This window comes from Metabacillus idriensis, assembly GCF_050483325.1.
In the GTDB taxonomy this organism is placed as follows: domain Bacteria; phylum Bacillota; class Bacilli; order Bacillales; family Bacillaceae; genus Bacillus_P; species Bacillus_P idriensis_A.
Window position 1 is genome coordinate 1 of the sequence record NZ_JBCMYF010000044.1, and the last position, 15,038, is coordinate 15,038.

The window sequence follows — 15,038 nt, forward strand, 5'->3', positions numbered from 1 at the left end:
GACAGATAAGGATCAGCCAGTAAAGGCGCTTTTTGCCTTTGCTGGCTGATCCGTTCTGGCCGAGGAGTTGGGCGATGGAGCCGGACAATACAGAAGTGCGGAATCGCCCGTTTAGCTCAGGCATGACAGATAAGGCTTCGACAGAAAAGGCGCTTTTTGCCTTTACTGGCGAAGCCGTTCTGCCCGAGGAGCTGGGCGATGGAGCGGGACAACACAGAAGTGCGGAATCGCCCGTTTAGCTCAGGCATTGCAGATAAGGATCAGCCAGTAAAGGCGCTTTTTGCCAATGCTTGCTGATCCGTTCTGGCCGAGGAGCTGGGCGATGGAGCCGGACAACACAGAAGTGCGGAATCGCCCGGTTAGCTCCGACAGACAGATAAGGCTTCGACAGAAAAGGCGCTTTTTGCCTTTACTGGCGAAGCCGTTCTGGCCGAGGAGCTGGGCGATGGAGCCGGACAACACAGAAGTGCGGAATCGCCCGTTTAGCTCAAGGCCTGGTCACACTACCCAACTGCAATAAAAAATAAGACTCTCCTGCCATCAGGAGAGTCTGCTAAGAGGTGAACATCATGATCATGGAGTATTTAACCGATATGACATTCGTGCTTGCTTTGCTTATCGGCAGTATTGTTGCCTTAATGTTTGTCTATGTTAAGAAAAAACGTGTTTAGTTGCCTTCGCGCCGATGTCCTTGCGGTAGAACAAGGCAGGACATGCAACTTCAGATACATACTCATATACTTGAGTCTGTGCTTCAAGTAAATCACTGCCATAGGCAATCACAGCCAGAACACGTCCGCCGTCTGCAACAAATTCATGCCCGTTTTTCTTTGTCCCCGCATGGAAAAGCGCACCTTGTTCAAAACTTGAACGAAGCGTTCCGATTGCTTCGCCTTTTTTGTATTCATTCGGATAGCCGTTTGAAGCAAGAACAACTCCCATTACCGCTTCTTTTCGCCATTTGAGATCTGCTTCTTTTCCATCTAAAATAGCAAGCAGAATTTCAATCAAGTCTGATTCTAAGCGCGGCAGCACAACCTGTGTTTCCGGATCGCCAAAGCGCGCGTTAAATTCAATGACCTTTGGACCTTGCTTCGTTAAGATCAATCCTGCATATAAGATCCCTGTAAATGGAGTGCCATTCGCAATCATACCGGAAGATGCCGGCTTTAACACTGTTTCAACAGCTTCCTGCACAACAGCTTCTGAAATTTGCGGTACCGGAGAGTAAGCACCCATTCCGCCTGTATTCGGTCCTTCATCATGATCGTATGCACGTTTATGATCCTGAGCAATTACCATTGGATAAACTGCCTCACCATGGACAAAAGCCATCAATGAAAATTCCTCGCCATCTAAAAATTCTTCGATGACAACGGAGCTGCTTGCCTCGCCGAATTTAGCATCCTCAAGAAAATCTCGCAGACAGTCAATTGCTTCCTCTACTGTCATCGCGACGGTTACCCCTTTTCCGGCAGCAAGCCCATCTGCTTTGATAACGATAGGCGCTCCTTGTTCAAGGACGTATTGCTTCGCTTCTTCAAAAGAAGTAAACGATTGATACGCTCCAGTCGGAATGTTATTTTTCATCATTAATTCCTTGGCGAACTTCTTGCTGCCTTCAATCAGGGCAGCTTCCTTTGTTGGACCGAAAACCTTCAGTCCCGCTTCTTGAAACGCATTGACTACGCCATTCAGGAGAGGAACCTCAGGACCTACGATTGTAAGCCCAACCTCGTTTTCTTTTGCAAAAGCAACGAGCTCCTCTGTATTTTGCTCATCGATTGCTATTAGCTCGGCAACGCTGCTCATTCCATCGTTCCCTGGAGCAACAAACACTTTCCGGGCAAGCTTACTCTGTGATGCCTTCCAGGCGATTGCATGTTCACGGCCTCCGCGGCCAATGATCAGAATGTTCATCGTTACCAGCACCTCACTTGATTAATGTTTAAAGTGTCTTACTCCTGTAAATACCATCGTAATGCCGTATTCATCTGCTTTTTGGATTGAATCTTCATCCTTAATCGAACCGCCAGGCTGAATAATGGCTGTTACGCCCGCTTTTGCAGCTGCTTCAACTGTATCATTCATCGGGAAGAATGCATCAGATCCCATTGCGCTTCCTTCAGCAAGTGCGCCTGCCTGTTCAATCGCAATCTTAGCCGCACCGACACGGTTCATCTGTCCCGCTCCAACTCCGACTGTCATCTGATTTTTCGTGAGCACGATTGCGTTTGATTTCACGTGTTTCACGACTTTCCATGCAAGCTTTAAGTCTTCCCATTCCTGTTCAGTTGGTTCGCGCTTTGTAGGAACCGTTATTTTCGCATCATCAAAAGAAAGCGTGTCTTCATCCTGTACAAGCAGACCACCATGAATCGAAGTGATTTGATGATCCTGTTTTTCTGCACCCAACACATCTAAAGTAAGAAGTCTTAAGTTTTTCTTAGACGTTAAAATAGCTAAAGCTTCTTCATTAAAAGAAGGAGCAATGACAATCTCAAGGAAGATTTCATGTAATTTATGTGCAGTTTCTTTATCCACTTCATGATTTAAAGCGATGATTCCTCCGAAAATCGAAGTCGGATCAGCTTCATAAGCACGCGAAAACGCTTCGAAAATCGTTTCGCCTGTTCCGACGCCGCATGGATTCATATGTTTTACAGCAACCGCTGCCGGCTGCTTGAATTCCCTTACGATTTGAAGAGCGGCATCTGCATCTTTAATGTTGTTGTATGAAAGCTCTTTGCCGTGCACCTGTACAGCTTCAGCAATTGAAACATTGCTTGCCAAAGGCTTTTTATAAAAAGTAGCAGTCTGGTGAGGATTTTCACCATAGCGCAGAGATTGTTTTTTTTCAAATGTATAAGTTACTGTCTCAGGGTTTTCCTCTCCAACAGCATTCGTTAAATATTCTGCGATGAGCGCGTCATAAGAAGCGGTATGACGGAAGACTTTTGCAGCAAGCTTTTGCTTTGTTGCAAGGGTAACTTCCTTCTCGCTCTTGATTTGCTCAAGCACTTCATCATAGTCGGCAGGATCTACAACTACGGCAACATCCTGATGATTTTTTGCTGCTGAACGAAGCATAGTCGGTCCGCCGATATCGATATTTTCGATTGCATCATCAAATGTGACGTCCTGCTTTGAAATGGTTTCTTTAAATGGATAAAGATTCACGACTACTAGATCAATCGGCAAAATGCTGTTTTCTTCAAGCTGCTTCATGTGATCAGAGTTGCTGCGGACAGCAAGCAGACCGCCGTGAATGTTCGGATGCAAAGTTTTCACCCTGCCGTCCATGATTTCAGGGAATCCCGTTACTTCTGAGATTCCTGTTACTTTGACGCCATTTTTCTGAAGCAGGCTGCTCGTTCCGCCTGTTGAAATGACTTCAATTCCCTGCTCCACAAGCTTTGTAACAAAAGGAATGATGCCTTCTTTATTTGAAACACTGACAAGTGCGCGTTTGATTGTCATTCTTTACACCTCTAGCTCTCTTTTTTGGAAAAGGGTATTTAGTACGTGCGGATAATATGAGTGTTCGAGCTCATGAATCTTAGCAGATAAGGACTCAAGCGTTTCGGATTCTTCTATTTCGAGTGCTTTCTGAGCAATAATCGGCCCCGTATCCATGCCTGCATCTACAAAGTGAATCGTAATACCTGTTACTTTCACTCCTGCATGAAAAGCCTGGCCGATGGCATCCTTGCCTGGAAAAGACGGCAATAAAGATGGATGCAGATTGATGATATTCTTTGGATAAGCAGTAAGCAGCGTTTCTCCGATAAGTCTCATATAACCAGCAAGCACAACATAAGAAACGTTGTATTGCTTCAATTGATTCAGAATAATGGCTTCAAATGCTTCCTTGCTTTTAAATTCCTTCGGTGAAAACTCGAAGACAGGAATGTTTGCTTTCTCAGCTCGTTCAACTACTTTTGCTCCTGGTCTGTCGCATACAAGAAGCGCAATTTCCGCTGCCAGTCCTCCGCTCTTCACTTCGTCTAGAATAGCCTGAAAATTCGAGCCCGTTCCAGAAGCAAATACTGCGATCTTCATCATGAGAGAGAGCCTCCGCCAAATGTGACGCCCTGGCCTTCCTTCACACGTCCGATGATATATGCCTTCTCGCCATGCTTTTCGATTTCATTGATGACATTGTGCATCTGCTTGTATTCAACCGCTAAAACAAAACCGACGCCCATATTAAAGATGTTAAACATTTCTTCCTGGCTGAGCGCCCCTTTTTCCTGAAGCAAATCAAAGACAGGAGGAATCGGCCATGAGCCGTAATCGATTTCTGCCCCTAAACCTTCAGGCAGCATTCTCGGAATGTTTTCAATAAATCCGCCGCCCGTAATGTGGGCCATGCCATCTACCTTATACTTCTTCAAAACTTCTAATACCGGCTTCACATAAATCTTGGTCGGACGCAGCAATTCCTCTCCAAGCGAGTGCTGAAGCGGTGCAACTTGCTCTTTTAATGAAAGACCGTGATCTTCAAGCAAAATTTTGCGTACCAATGAGAAACCGTTGCTGTGCAGTCCGCTTGAGGAAAGACCGATTAAGACGTGACCTGCACGGATATTCTCGCCTGTCACAATCTCTTCTTTTTCAACAGCGCCAACCGCAAAGCCTGCAATATCATATTCGTCCCCGTCATATAGACCAGGCATTTCAGCTGTTTCTCCGCCAACTAAAGCACAGCCTGACTGCTCGCAGCCGTCTGCTACTCCTTTGACGATCTGCTCGATTTTGACAGGCTCTGCTTTTCCAAGCGCCAAATAATCAAGGAAGAACAATGGCTCTGCGCCCTGTGCAAGAATATCATTCACACACATCGCGACTGCATCTACACCAATCGTATCATGCTGATCCATAAGGAATGCAAGCTTTAGCTTTGTGCCTACACCATCTGTGCCCGATACGAGAACCGGCTGTTTGTAATTCAGCTCTGAAAGATCGAACATGCCGCCAAATCCGCCGAGGCTTCCCATAACGCCTTTTCTCATTGTTTTAGCTACATGCTTTTTCATTCGTGAAACGGCTTCATAGCCAGCTTCTATATCAACGCCTGCCTGCTTGTATGCGTTTGACATCACACATTCCCCCGCTCTTATTTCGTCATTACTTCTTCCTTTTCATGAGGCAATTCTGTATCTGGATAAATTTCAGTCGGATATTTCCCTGTAAAACAAGCTAAACATTGACCGCGGCGTTCTCCTTCATAAGGGCGTCCGATTCCTTCAAGCAGCCCTTCTACACTTAGGAAAGTCAGCGTGTCGGCCCCAATGATTTCGCGGATCTCTTCCACTGAGTGGCTCGCTGCAATCAATTCTTCAGTTGATGATGTATCAATTCCGTAGAAGCATGGATTGCTGATAGGCGGTGAAGTAATGCAGACATGCACTTCCGTTGCTCCCGCTTCTCTAAGCATGTTGACGATTCTGCGGCTTGTTGTTCCGCGCACGATCGAATCATCCACCATGACAACCCGCTTGCCTTCAACAACGCCCCGTACGGCAGACAGCTTCATTTTCACGCCCTGTTCTCTCAATGACTGTGAAGGCTGGATAAACGTTCTGCCGACATAACGATTTTTGATCAATCCAAGTTCATACGGAATACCGGATGCTTCTGCATAGCCAATCGCTGCTGAAATACTTGAATCGGGCACCCCTGTGACAACATCTGCTTCAAACGGAGCTTCAACTGCCATGCGTTTCCCAAGGTTTTTGCGTGCTGTATGAACATTAATGCCGTCGATGTTGCTGTCAGGTCTTGAAAAATAAATGTACTCCATGCTGCAGATCGCGCGGTTGACGTTCATGGAGAAGCGCTCTGAATGCAAGCCGTCATCATTAATGATTAACAGCTCTCCAGGTTCAACCTCACGAAGATACTCAGCACCGATAATATCAAAAGCACACGTTTCAGATGCGACAACATAAGAGTCGCCAAGCATGCCGATTGATAATGGGCGAAGACCGTTCGGATCCAGCGCAACCATCATTTCCGTTTCCGTCATGATTAAGAAAGCATACGCTCCTTTGATCATCGTCAGGGCATTTTTAATTTTATCCTTCATTGAGAAGTATCCGCTTCTCTTAATTAAGTGAGCAAGCACTTCTGTGTCTGATGTTGATTGAAAAATACTTCCCTGATTTTCAAGCTGATGCTTCAGCCCGTTTGCATTCACTAAGTTCCCGTTATGGGCAAGGGCAAGGCCCCCGCTTTCAGAACGGAAAAGAAGCGGCTGAACATTTTCAAAACCGCCTCCCCCAGCCGTCGCATAGCGAACGTGGCCGATGGCTCCTTTTCCTTTAATATCATTCAGACGGCCGCCGCTGAATACTTCTGTGATCAGACCCTGCCCTTTTACACAAGTCAGCTTCTTCCCGTCCGTTGAAACAATCCCTGCACCTTCTTGACCTCGGTGCTGAAGACTATGCAAGCCGTAATATGTGACTTGCGGTGCCTCAGAGTGCCCCCAAATTCCGAACACTCCGCACTCTTCGTTTAATCCTCTGATTTCAGCAAGCATGGAATCGCCCCTCTCCAAGCTGTTTCAAGCGCACTTACCATAGATTGAATTAAGATTTCGCCTGTTTCATTCTTCACAGTGAAGGCTGCATCTTCTGTGACACTTCCGATTAATGCAGCATCTGTCATTTCTTCAAAAGCTGTCTGGTGTTCTGGCTTAACTGTCACGATAAAACGTGACTGTGATTCACTGAACAGCGCCGCAACTGCTTCGCCATTTACTGTGATGCTTGCGCCAAGTCCGTTCGTGCCGAATGTACTTTCTGCAGCTGCTACTGCCAAGCCGCCTTCTGCTACGTCATGGGCAGAAGCTACTAATCCTGCGCGAATGGCTGCAGATAATTGAGCCTGACGCTCTGCTTCAACTCCAAGGTCCATTTCAGGTGCTTTGCCGAAGATCTTGCCGTGAATCATTTTTTGCAGCTCACTTCCGCCAAATTCAGCTTTCGTCTCTCCAATCAAATAGATCAGGTCGCCTGCTGCTTTGTAGGATTGTGTTGTAATGTATTTTGTATCTTCAATGAGTCCAACCATCCCGATAACAGGTGTCGGGTAAACAGCTGTTCCGTTTGTTTCATTATAAAGTGATACGTTTCCGCCAATTACAGGTGAATTCAGCACGCGGCATGCTTCACTCATGCCATCAGCTGCTTTTTCAATTTGCCAGAAAATCTCTGGCTTTTCAGGATTCCCAAAGTTCAGACAGTCTGTCACTGCAAGAGGCCTTCCGCCTGAGCAGACGATATTGCGTGCTGCCTCAGCAACGGCAATCATTCCGCCAACCTCAGGATCGAGGTAAAGATATCTTGAGTTGCAGTCTGTTGTCATCGCAAGTGCTTTATTTGTATCGCGAATACGGAGAACCGCTGCATCAGATCCAGGTGCTACAACCGTATTTGTGCGGACCATGTAGTCATATTGATCATAAACCCATTCTTTGCTCGCAATTGTCGGCTGTTTTAAGAGGTTTACAAGTGTTTCTTTCAAGTCGCCCACTTCAGGCGTGCTTGCTTCCATTTCCTGAAACTCTTTGTAATAAGCCGGCTCAGCAGATGGTTTGTGATAGACAGGTGCTTCTTCTGCCAATGCATCAACCGGAATCTCTACAACAACTTCGCCTTTATGGAGAAGGCGGAGCATTTTATCATCTGTTACAACTCCGATTGCTTTTGCTTCAAGCTCATATTTGTCAAAAATGTCGGTGATTTCTTTTTCACGGCCCCGTTCAACGACTAATACCATCCGCTCCTGTGATTCTGAGAGCATCATTTCATAAGGTGTCATTCCTGCTTCACGCTGAGGTACTAAATCTAAATTCATCTCGATGCCTGAACCTGCTTTGCTCGCCATTTCAGCAGTCGAGCTTGTAAGTCCCGCTGCTCCCATGTCTTGAATGCCAACAAGAGCATCGCATTTTATAACCTCTAGACAAGCTTCAAGCAAAAGCTTTTCCATAAACGGATCGCCTACTTGGACAGCAGGGCGTTTTTCATCTGATGCATCTGTCAGTTCTTCTGATGCAAATGTAGCACCGTGAATACCGTCACGGCCTGTTTTAGCGCCCACATACATCACGGTATTGCCGATTCCTTTTGCTACACCTTTTTTAATATCTTCATGGTTGATTAAGCCGACACACATCGCATTTACAAGCGGATTGCCATCATAAGAAGGATCAAACTGAATTTCTCCTCCGACTGTAGGAATACCGATGCAGTTTCCGTAGCCTGCAATACCAGCAACGACTTCTTCAAACAAATAACGAACGCGGGGAGATGTTAATTCCCCGAAGCGCAGAGAGTTTAATAGAGCAATAGGACGAGCACCCATTGAAAAGACATCACGGATGATTCCGCCTACGCCTGTTGCGGCCCCTTGATAAGGTTCAATCGCAGAAGGGTGATTATGGCTTTCGATTTTAAACACAACTGCCTGCTCGTCTCCAATATCAACGATACCAGCACCTTCGCCAGGTCCTTGAAGAACATGCTCGCCTGTTGTCGGGAACTTCTTTAAAACGGGCTTGGAGTTTTTATAGCTGCAGTGCTCTGACCACATGACAGAGAAAATACCGAGCTCTGTATAATTCGGCAGTCGTCCCATAATCTTTTCAATCATTGAAAACTCATCATCACTAACGCCCATTTGACGGTAGATTTTCTCTTCTTTAATCATTTGCTGTGTTGGTTCAAGCAGTAGTGACATGAGATTCCCTCCAGTTTTTCACGATCGATTTAAATAGGTTCAGTCCGTCCGCACTTCCAAGAAGTTCATCAACTGCACGCTCCGGATGCGGCATCATTCCAAGGACATTTCCGCGCTCATTGACGATTCCCGCGATATCTTCCAGACTTCCATTTGGATTGTTTTCATATGTGAAGACAATTTGATTGTTTTCTCTCAATCTTTCTAATGTCAGCTCATCACAATAGTAGTTTCCTTCACCATGTGCGATTGGAACAGAAATGGCCTGTTCTTTTTCATAGGAAGAGGTAAACATTGTTTTTTCATTTTGAACGATAAGCTTTGCCTGACGGCACATGAATTTCAAGTTTTCATTGCGCTTCATCGCACCAGGCAATAGACCTGCTTCAAGCAAAATCTGAAATCCGTTGCAGACGCCAAGAACCGGCTTACCCGCTTCAGCAGCTCTCACAACTTCCTTCATGACATTTGCAAAACGTGCAATCGCACCGGAACGAAGGTAATCTCCGTATGAGAATCCCCCAGGAAGGAGAATGCCGTCAAAACGACTTAAATCTGTTTCATCATGCCAAACGTACTCTGCTTCTTCTCCAAGCTCATCTTTGACAGCGTGGAACATATCGATATCACAGTTTGATCCCGGAAAAACGATGACGGCGAATTTCACTGTGCGACAACCTCCTCCACCTCATAGCGGTAGTCTTCAATGACTGTATTTGCAAGCAGCTTTTCGCACATTTCACGAACCGTTGCGTCCAGGTCACGCTCAGTCTTTTCAATCGTAAGCTCCATGTACTTTCCGATGCGGACATCGTTAACCTCTTTGTAGTTCATGCTGTGCAATGCGTGCTGTACCGCGCTTCCCTGTGGATCAAGAACGCTTTCTCTAAGTGTAACGAATACCTTTACTTTGTACATGCTGTTTCTCCTCCTAAACGATTTAAAATTTCTGAGTATGCATCTGTTAAGCTGCCGATATCACGGCGGAAAACATCTTTATCAAACTTTTCATTCGTTTTTTCGTCCCATAACCGGCACGTATCAGGCGAAATCTCATCTGCTAAAAGCAGCGTGCCATCCTTTGTTAAACCAAATTCTAATTTGAAGTCCACCAGGCGGATGCCGCAGTCTTTGAAATGGCTGATCAAAACCTGATTCACTTTTAATGCCGCTTCCTTCAGCTCCTGCACTTGGTCTTTCGTTGCAGCTTCAAGGAGTTCAATGTGATCTTCCGTGATAAGAGGGTCACCAAGATCATCATTTTTATAATAGAATTCTACAATTGGCGTTTTAAGCGGTGTTCCTTCCTCTATTCCAAGTCGCTTTGAGAGGCTTCCTGCCATGATGTTGCGGACTACGACCTCAAGCGGCACAATCGAAACCTCTTTAACAAGCTGCTCCGTTTGGGAAAGCCTTTTGATAAAATGACTTTCAATGCCGTTCTCAGCAAGCTTTTCAAACAGCAGCGTCGAAATTTCATTATTCAAACGGCCTTTTCCTTCAATTTCAGCTTTCTTCTCACCATTGAAGGCTGTTGCAGAGTTTTTATATGAAACTAGTAAAACAGCATCTTCATTTGTGCGGTAAATTTGCTTCGCCTTGCCTTCATATAGCAGGTTCAACTTTTGAATAGTCATGAAAATCCTCCTAGTAACGACAGAATATTGGGAAATATCGAAGTGCGGAATCGCCCGTTTAGCTCAGGCATGGCAGATAAGGATCCGACAGTGAAGGCGCTTTTTGCCTTTGCTGGCGGAGCCGTTCTGGCCGAGGAGTTGGGCGATGCAGCCGGACACCATCGAAGTGCGGAATCGCCCGGTTAGCTCAGGCATGGCAGATAAGGATCCGACAGTGAAGGCGCTTTTTGCCTTTGCTGGCGGAGCCGTTCTGGCCGAGGAGCTGGACGATGCAGCCGGACACCATCGAAGTGCGGAATCGCCCGGTTAGCTCAGGCATGACAGATAAGGATTTGGCAGGAAAGGCGCTTTTTGCCTTTACTGACGAATCCGTTCTGGCCGAGGAGCTGGGCGATGCAGCCGGACAACGCAGTGCTTCTTTAAAAAAAGAGGCAAATAAAATATTTACCTCTTAGTTTTTTGATTCAGCTTATAGACCTAAACGTTCAAAAATCGTATCTACACCTTTTAAGTGGTAGTTGTAATCAAAGCAGTCATCTATCAGTTCACTTGATAGACGGTCTGTGATCGTTCCATCCGCTTCTACCAGGCTCCGGAATGGCACTTGTTTTTCCCATGCTTCCATCGCTTTTGGCTGCACGATATCGTAAGCCTGCTCGCGTGTCATACCTGAATCAATCAAGGCAAGAAGAACACGCTGTGAGTAGATAAGGCCAAGAGTGCGGTCCATGTTGCGCTTCATGTTTTCAGGGAAAACAGTCAAGTTCTTCACGATGTTACCGAAGCGGTTCAGCATGTAGTTCAATGCAATGGTTGCATCCGGCAGAATGATTCGCTCTGCAGATGAGTGTGAGATGTCGCGCTCATGCCATAGAGGCACATTTTCGTAAGCAGTCATCATATATCCACGGATGACTCTTGCAAGACCTGTCATATTTTCAGAACCGATTGGGTTGCGTTTGTGAGGCATTGCTGAAGATCCTTTTTGGCCTTTTGCAAAGAATTCCTCAACCTCGCGTGTTTCACTTTTTTGAAGACCGCGAACTTCTGTTGCGAATTTCTCAATCGAAGTTGCGATTAATGCAAGTGTGCTCATATAATCTGCGTGACGGTCGCGCTGCAATGTCTGAGTGGAGATTGGAGCTGCCTGCAAACCTAATTTTTCACACACATATGCTTCAACAAATGGATCGATGTTTGCATATGTACCAACTGCGCCAGACATCTTTCCGAATTCAATGCCTTCTGCTGAACGCTTGAAGCGCTCTAAGTTGCGTTTCATTTCCTCATACCACAGGCCAAGCTTAAGCCCAAACGTCGTCGGCTCAGCGTGTACACCATGTGTACGGCCCATCATAACTGTGTATTTGTGTTCAATCGCTTTATTTTTTAAGATCTCAACAAAGTTTTCAATGTCTTTTAAGAGAATATCGTTAGCCTGTTTTAAAAGATAAGAAAGAGCTGTATCCACTACATCTGTAGAAGTTAAGCCGTAATGCACCCATTTTCTTTCGTCTCCAAGCGTTTCAGAAACGGCTCGTGTAAAAGCAACCACGTCGTGGCGTGTTTCTTCTTCAATTTCTTTGATGCGGTTAATATCAAATGAAGCGTTTTGACGAAGCAGCTTTACATCTTCCTTTGGGATGTGCCCAAGCTCAGCCCATGCTTCACATGCAAGAATTTCAACCTCAAGCCAAGCTTTAAAACGGTTTTCCTCCGTCCAAATTGCACCCATTTCAGGTCTTGTGTAGCGTTCAATCATTGATAAATCCTCCGTTCTATTGTTGAGCCCATAGTTTATTGATCTTTGTTTCTGTCTGATCAATTGCCTCTGTTAAAAAAGTGACATGCCCCATTTTTCGTCTGTGCTTTGCCTCTTTTTTACCGTACAAGTATATCTTACCTTCGCGGAATAACGAAAGATTATTTAAAACAATCGACATATGTTCGCCTAAAACGTTGACCATCAGTCCAGAATGCAGCAGCTCAGGCTTTCCGAGCGGCAAATTGCATACCGCTTTGATGTGCTGCTCAAATTGGTCTGTCTCACAAAGATCAATCGTGTAATGACCGGAATTGTGCGGCCTTGGAGCAAGCTCGTTTATAAATACTTCACCGTTTTCTGTCACAAACATCTCAACGGCAAGCGTCCCGACCAGACTAAAAGCTTTTGCAAGCAGGTCAGCCTGTTTTTTTGCTTCTTCGGCAACCTCTTCCTGGATTCTTGCAGGCACGATGCTTTGATGAAGGATATTGTTGACATGGATATTTTCTGCAATTGGAAAGGAGCTGACCTCTCCCTCAGAGTTTCTGGCAACAATCACGGAGATCTCTTTTTCAAAAGACACCCACTTTTCCAAGATACATGTACCGCTGTTCAAAAGTTCCGCAGCTACAGGTATATCGCTTTCCTGCTTTATTACCGCCTGCCCTTTACCATCGTAGCCACCTCTGCATGTTTTCAAAACACATGGGTACTGAAGTTCTTGCACTGCAGCGGAAAGTTTTTCTGCCGTTTTGACAATCCTGTAGTCTGCAACCTTGCAGCCAGCGTCTGTAATCGCCTTTTTCTCTGTCTCGCGATCTTGAGTTAAAGCAAGAAGGACAGAACCTTGAGGCAGATGCGCATTCTCTTCAATCCACTTTAACGCCTCGTAATCTATGTTTTCAAACTCGTAAGTTATTACATCACTAAGTTCAGCAAGCTTCTTTATTGCTGACAAATCATTGTATGAAGCAGTAATTTCATAGTCTGCAAGCTGTCCGCACGGCGAGTTCGGGGTCGGATCTAAAACAGCCACATCATACCCCATGCTTTTGGCAGCCACCGTCATCATTCTGCCAAGCTGTCCGCCGCCGATTATTCCAATTGTAGAACCCGGCAAAATCGTTTTGTTAGACAAGCTCATCACTGCTTTCCAGCACGTTGTTTTTCGTTCGCTCACGTCTTGTTTCCAGAGCTTCTGCAATCTCACTATTTGTAATCGATAAGATTTGTGCAGCAAGCAGCCCCGCGTTTACCGCTCCTGCTTTTCCAATCGCAACCGTTGCAACCGGAACACCTCCGGGCATTTGAACAATTGACAGCAGGGAGTCCATGCCATTCAGCGCTTTTGACTGAACAGGCACTCCGATAACAGGAAGCGTTGTTTTCGCTGCTACCATGCCAGGCAAATGTGCTGCACCGCCTGCACCTGCAACAATAACCTTTAACCCTCTATTTCTAGCATCTTCTGCGTATTCAAACATATAATCAGGTGTACGATGCGCCGAAACGACTTTTTTCTCGTAAGGCACCTGCAGCTCATCTAAAATCTCACACGCGTGCTTCATTGTTTCCCAGTCAGACGTGCTTCCCATAATAATTCCAACCGCTGCTTCCATTCTATATCCCACCTTTTTTATCCATAAAAAAAGCCCAGCATGCATCGCTTCTCTATAAGAGAAAGCAACACAAACCGGGCATCAGAACATTTTTAAAGAAAGCCGTTCCATGACAGGCTGAAAATCACTTTCCCTCATAGTCCAATAATTTACGGTTATCGGGTAGAAACTTTCGGGCCATATTCCCGACTTTATATGAGGTAAAATACATTCGTTTTTATTTCCATGTTTATCATAACAGCACACTTGAGAAGTTGTCAACGCAAAATCGAACAATAATGTTTGCCGAGACAAAAATGTTCGTATTTAGATCAATTTCCCTTCGAAAATAATCTTTTTACCATAAGGTACCACTTCAATAGCACCATTTATCTTCTCTTCTTTAAAGATGGGCTCTTCCATTCTTCTTACAGGCATGTACCCTTCTTTTTGCATGCGGGAAAGACAGCTGTCAATCGTCTCGCCCTCATGCACTTCGAACTTTCGCTTTTTAGGTTTATCCGTCATACCTCAATCTTGCTCCTTCTTACAGCCTTCACCCAGAAACCTCCATGTATGGTTTTTGGTTCAAAAGCAATAATAAACGCCTTCGGATCAAGCTCCTTAATCGCAGCATATAAATTCAGCTCATATCTGCGCGGCGTCAAAATCTGCATCGCTAAACGATCGCCCTCGCGCCCGTTCGCCATCCAGTCTGTCACACCATATCCGCGGTCTCTTAAAATCGCCGGCAAGTCCTTCTCACTCTCTGTTGAAATCACATTAACTGTAATATACCCGAGAGCGAGCTTCTCTTCAATCTTCATCCCTACAACAACACCAATGCCATAACCAACGGCATAAGCAATCAAGTTCTGAATCTCATTTAAATTATCGAGCACCAGCCCAAGGCCAATGACATAAATAACAACCTCAATTGTACTGATAAAAGCCGCTAAATACCGCTGACCCTTTAACGTCAAAATCATGCGTATCGTAAAAAATGATACATAAACAATATTGATGAGCAAGATGATTAACACCATCGTTACACTATTTGAAAGCAATCGACTTCCTCCTAACCTTGTTCTGCCTTCTAATGAAGGTAACAGGTCATATCTTACTAAAGTTTCCGGAAAGACACAATGGGGGAATGGCACGCTCGGCCAGTTACAGGCAATTTATTTCAAACACCGGCAGCATTTGTAATAAGCCATTACCACTTCCAACCTAAGTCTTCCTTGATCATTCTCTCTTTTTCCATACAAAAAAAAGAACAGCATTTCT

General features: G+C 45.3%; 16 protein-coding genes and 1 riboswitch. Of the genes, 2 read left to right on the plus strand and 14 right to left on the minus strand.

The features are described 5' to 3' along the window. Window positions 1–569: 569 nt before the first annotated feature. Window positions 570–671, plus strand: a complete 102-nt coding sequence (locus ABEQ24_RS22615; RefSeq protein ID WP_346265498.1) for an EYxxD motif small membrane protein — start codon at window positions 570–572, stop codon at window positions 669–671. Here the strand turns inward: ABEQ24_RS22615 and purD are convergent. The 9 genes from purD to purC are packed head-to-tail and all read right to left on the minus strand — an operon-like array spanning window position 652 to window position 10,382. Continuing rightward, window positions 652–1,920: a phosphoribosylamine--glycine ligase gene (gene purD / locus ABEQ24_RS22620; RefSeq protein ID WP_430008861.1), complete on the minus strand. Its 1,269-nt coding sequence runs from the start codon at window positions 1,918–1,920 to the stop codon at window positions 652–654. The two genes, ABEQ24_RS22615 and purD, sit on opposite strands and share 20 nt — an antisense overlap. A gap of 21 nt (window positions 1,921–1,941) precedes the next feature. Continuing rightward, window positions 1,942–3,480, minus strand: a complete 1,539-nt coding sequence (gene purH, locus ABEQ24_RS22625) for a bifunctional phosphoribosylaminoimidazolecarboxamide formyltransferase/IMP cyclohydrolase (protein ID WP_430008862.1) — start codon at window positions 3,478–3,480, stop codon at window positions 1,942–1,944. A 3-nt stretch (window positions 3,481–3,483) separates the two neighbouring features. Further along, a complete protein-coding gene (gene purN / locus ABEQ24_RS22630; protein WP_430008863.1) occupies window positions 3,484–4,065 on the minus strand; it encodes a phosphoribosylglycinamide formyltransferase in 582 nt (193 codons plus the stop codon). Further along, complete coding sequence (gene purM / locus ABEQ24_RS22635; RefSeq protein WP_430008864.1) at window positions 4,062–5,102, minus strand: phosphoribosylformylglycinamidine cyclo-ligase; 1,041 nt, start codon at window positions 5,100–5,102, stop codon at window positions 4,062–4,064. The genes purN and purM overlap by 4 nt, the downstream gene beginning before the upstream one ends. A 17-nt stretch (window positions 5,103–5,119) precedes the next feature. Beyond that, window positions 5,120–6,547, minus strand: coding sequence for an amidophosphoribosyltransferase (gene purF, locus ABEQ24_RS22640; protein WP_070875312.1), 1,428 nt, complete (start codon window positions 6,545–6,547; stop codon window positions 5,120–5,122). Then, window positions 6,523–8,751 carry a phosphoribosylformylglycinamidine synthase subunit PurL gene (gene purL, locus ABEQ24_RS22645; protein WP_430008865.1) on the minus strand — a complete coding sequence of 743 codons (2,229 nt, stop codon included), beginning with the start codon at window positions 8,749–8,751 and terminating at the stop codon, window positions 6,523–6,525. The genes purF and purL overlap by 25 nt, the downstream gene beginning before the upstream one ends. Next, window positions 8,735–9,418 carry a phosphoribosylformylglycinamidine synthase subunit PurQ gene (gene purQ, locus ABEQ24_RS22650; protein WP_430008866.1) on the minus strand — a complete coding sequence of 228 codons (684 nt, stop codon included), beginning with the start codon at window positions 9,416–9,418 and terminating at the stop codon, window positions 8,735–8,737. Before purQ ends, purL begins: the two co-directional genes overlap by 17 nt. Further along, on the minus strand, window positions 9,415–9,669 hold the full coding sequence (gene purS / locus ABEQ24_RS22655) for a phosphoribosylformylglycinamidine synthase subunit PurS (protein ID WP_070875309.1): 255 nt from the start codon (window positions 9,667–9,669) through the stop codon (window positions 9,415–9,417). Before purS ends, purQ begins: the two co-directional genes overlap by 4 nt. Next, window positions 9,657–10,382 (minus strand): phosphoribosylaminoimidazolesuccinocarboxamide synthase, encoded by a 726-nt coding sequence (gene purC, locus ABEQ24_RS22660; RefSeq protein WP_430008870.1) that lies wholly within the window; start codon window positions 10,380–10,382, stop codon window positions 9,657–9,659. Before purC ends, purS begins: the two co-directional genes overlap by 13 nt. Window positions 10,383–10,657: 275 nt before the next feature. Here purC and ABEQ24_RS22665 point away from each other — a divergent pair, with 275 nt between their 5' ends. Continuing rightward, on the plus strand, window positions 10,658–10,843 hold the full coding sequence (locus tag ABEQ24_RS22665; protein WP_430008867.1) for a hypothetical protein: 186 nt from the start codon (window positions 10,658–10,660) through the stop codon (window positions 10,841–10,843). A 14-nt stretch (window positions 10,844–10,857) separates the two neighbouring features. On the opposite strand, the gene purB is transcribed toward ABEQ24_RS22665, so the two are convergent. From purB to ABEQ24_RS22690, 5 genes are all read right to left on the minus strand, one after another. Continuing rightward, the gene (purB, locus tag ABEQ24_RS22670; RefSeq protein WP_133313370.1) at window positions 10,858–12,150 is read right to left on the minus strand and encodes an adenylosuccinate lyase; all 1,293 of its coding nucleotides are present in this window, start codon (window positions 12,148–12,150) and stop codon (window positions 10,858–10,860) included. Window positions 12,151–12,166: 16 nt separating this feature from the next. Continuing rightward, window positions 12,167–13,297 (minus strand): 5-(carboxyamino)imidazole ribonucleotide synthase, encoded by a 1,131-nt coding sequence (gene purK, locus ABEQ24_RS22675; protein ID WP_430008871.1) that lies wholly within the window; start codon window positions 13,295–13,297, stop codon window positions 12,167–12,169. Next, window positions 13,284–13,772 carry a 5-(carboxyamino)imidazole ribonucleotide mutase gene (gene purE, locus ABEQ24_RS22680; RefSeq protein ID WP_430008868.1) on the minus strand — a complete coding sequence of 163 codons (489 nt, stop codon included), beginning with the start codon at window positions 13,770–13,772 and terminating at the stop codon, window positions 13,284–13,286. The genes purK and purE overlap by 14 nt, the downstream gene beginning before the upstream one ends. Window positions 13,773–13,889: 117 nt before the next feature. Beyond that, a riboswitch (purine riboswitch) is annotated at window positions 13,890–13,991 on the minus strand. A gap of 87 nt (window positions 13,992–14,078) precedes the next feature. Continuing rightward, entirely contained in the window at window positions 14,079–14,279 is a 201-nt protein-coding gene (locus ABEQ24_RS22685; protein ID WP_430008869.1) for an NETI motif-containing protein, read from the minus strand. After that, the gene (locus ABEQ24_RS22690; RefSeq protein WP_133313374.1) at window positions 14,276–14,818 is read right to left on the minus strand and encodes a DUF2179 domain-containing protein; all 543 of its coding nucleotides are present in this window, start codon (window positions 14,816–14,818) and stop codon (window positions 14,276–14,278) included. Before ABEQ24_RS22690 ends, ABEQ24_RS22685 begins: the two co-directional genes overlap by 4 nt. Between the last annotated feature and the right edge of the window lie 220 nt (window positions 14,819–15,038).

Coding starts and splice junctions, on each gene's coding strand:
- ABEQ24_RS22615 (WP_346265498.1), top strand. CDS start 570: ATGATCATGGAGTATTTAACCGATATGACATTCGTGCTTGCTTTGCTT.
- purD (WP_430008861.1), bottom strand. CDS start 1,920: ATGAACATTCTGATCATTGGCCGCGGAGGCCGTGAACATGCAATCGCC.
- purH (WP_430008862.1), bottom strand. CDS start 3,480: ATGACAATCAAACGCGCACTTGTCAGTGTTTCAAATAAAGAAGGCATC.
- purN (WP_430008863.1), bottom strand. CDS start 4,065: ATGATGAAGATCGCAGTATTTGCTTCTGGAACGGGCTCGAATTTTCAG.
- purM (WP_430008864.1), bottom strand. CDS start 5,102: ATGTCAAACGCATACAAGCAGGCAGGCGTTGATATAGAAGCTGGCTAT.
- purF (WP_070875312.1), bottom strand. CDS start 6,547: ATGCTTGCTGAAATCAGAGGATTAAACGAAGAGTGCGGAGTGTTCGGA.
- purL (WP_430008865.1), bottom strand. CDS start 8,751: ATGTCACTACTGCTTGAACCAACACAGCAAATGATTAAAGAAGAGAAA.
- purS (WP_070875309.1), bottom strand. CDS start 9,669: ATGTACAAAGTAAAGGTATTCGTTACACTTAGAGAAAGCGTTCTTGAT.
- ABEQ24_RS22665 (WP_430008867.1), top strand. CDS start 10,658: ATGCAGCCGGACACCATCGAAGTGCGGAATCGCCCGGTTAGCTCAGGC.
- purB (WP_133313370.1), bottom strand. CDS start 12,150: ATGATTGAACGCTACACAAGACCTGAAATGGGTGCAATTTGGACGGAG.
- purK (WP_430008871.1), bottom strand. CDS start 13,297: ATGAGCTTGTCTAACAAAACGATTTTGCCGGGTTCTACAATTGGAATA.
- purE (WP_430008868.1), bottom strand. CDS start 13,772: ATGGAAGCAGCGGTTGGAATTATTATGGGAAGCACGTCTGACTGGGAA.
- ABEQ24_RS22685 (WP_430008869.1), bottom strand. CDS start 14,279: ATGACGGATAAACCTAAAAAGCGAAAGTTCGAAGTGCATGAGGGCGAG.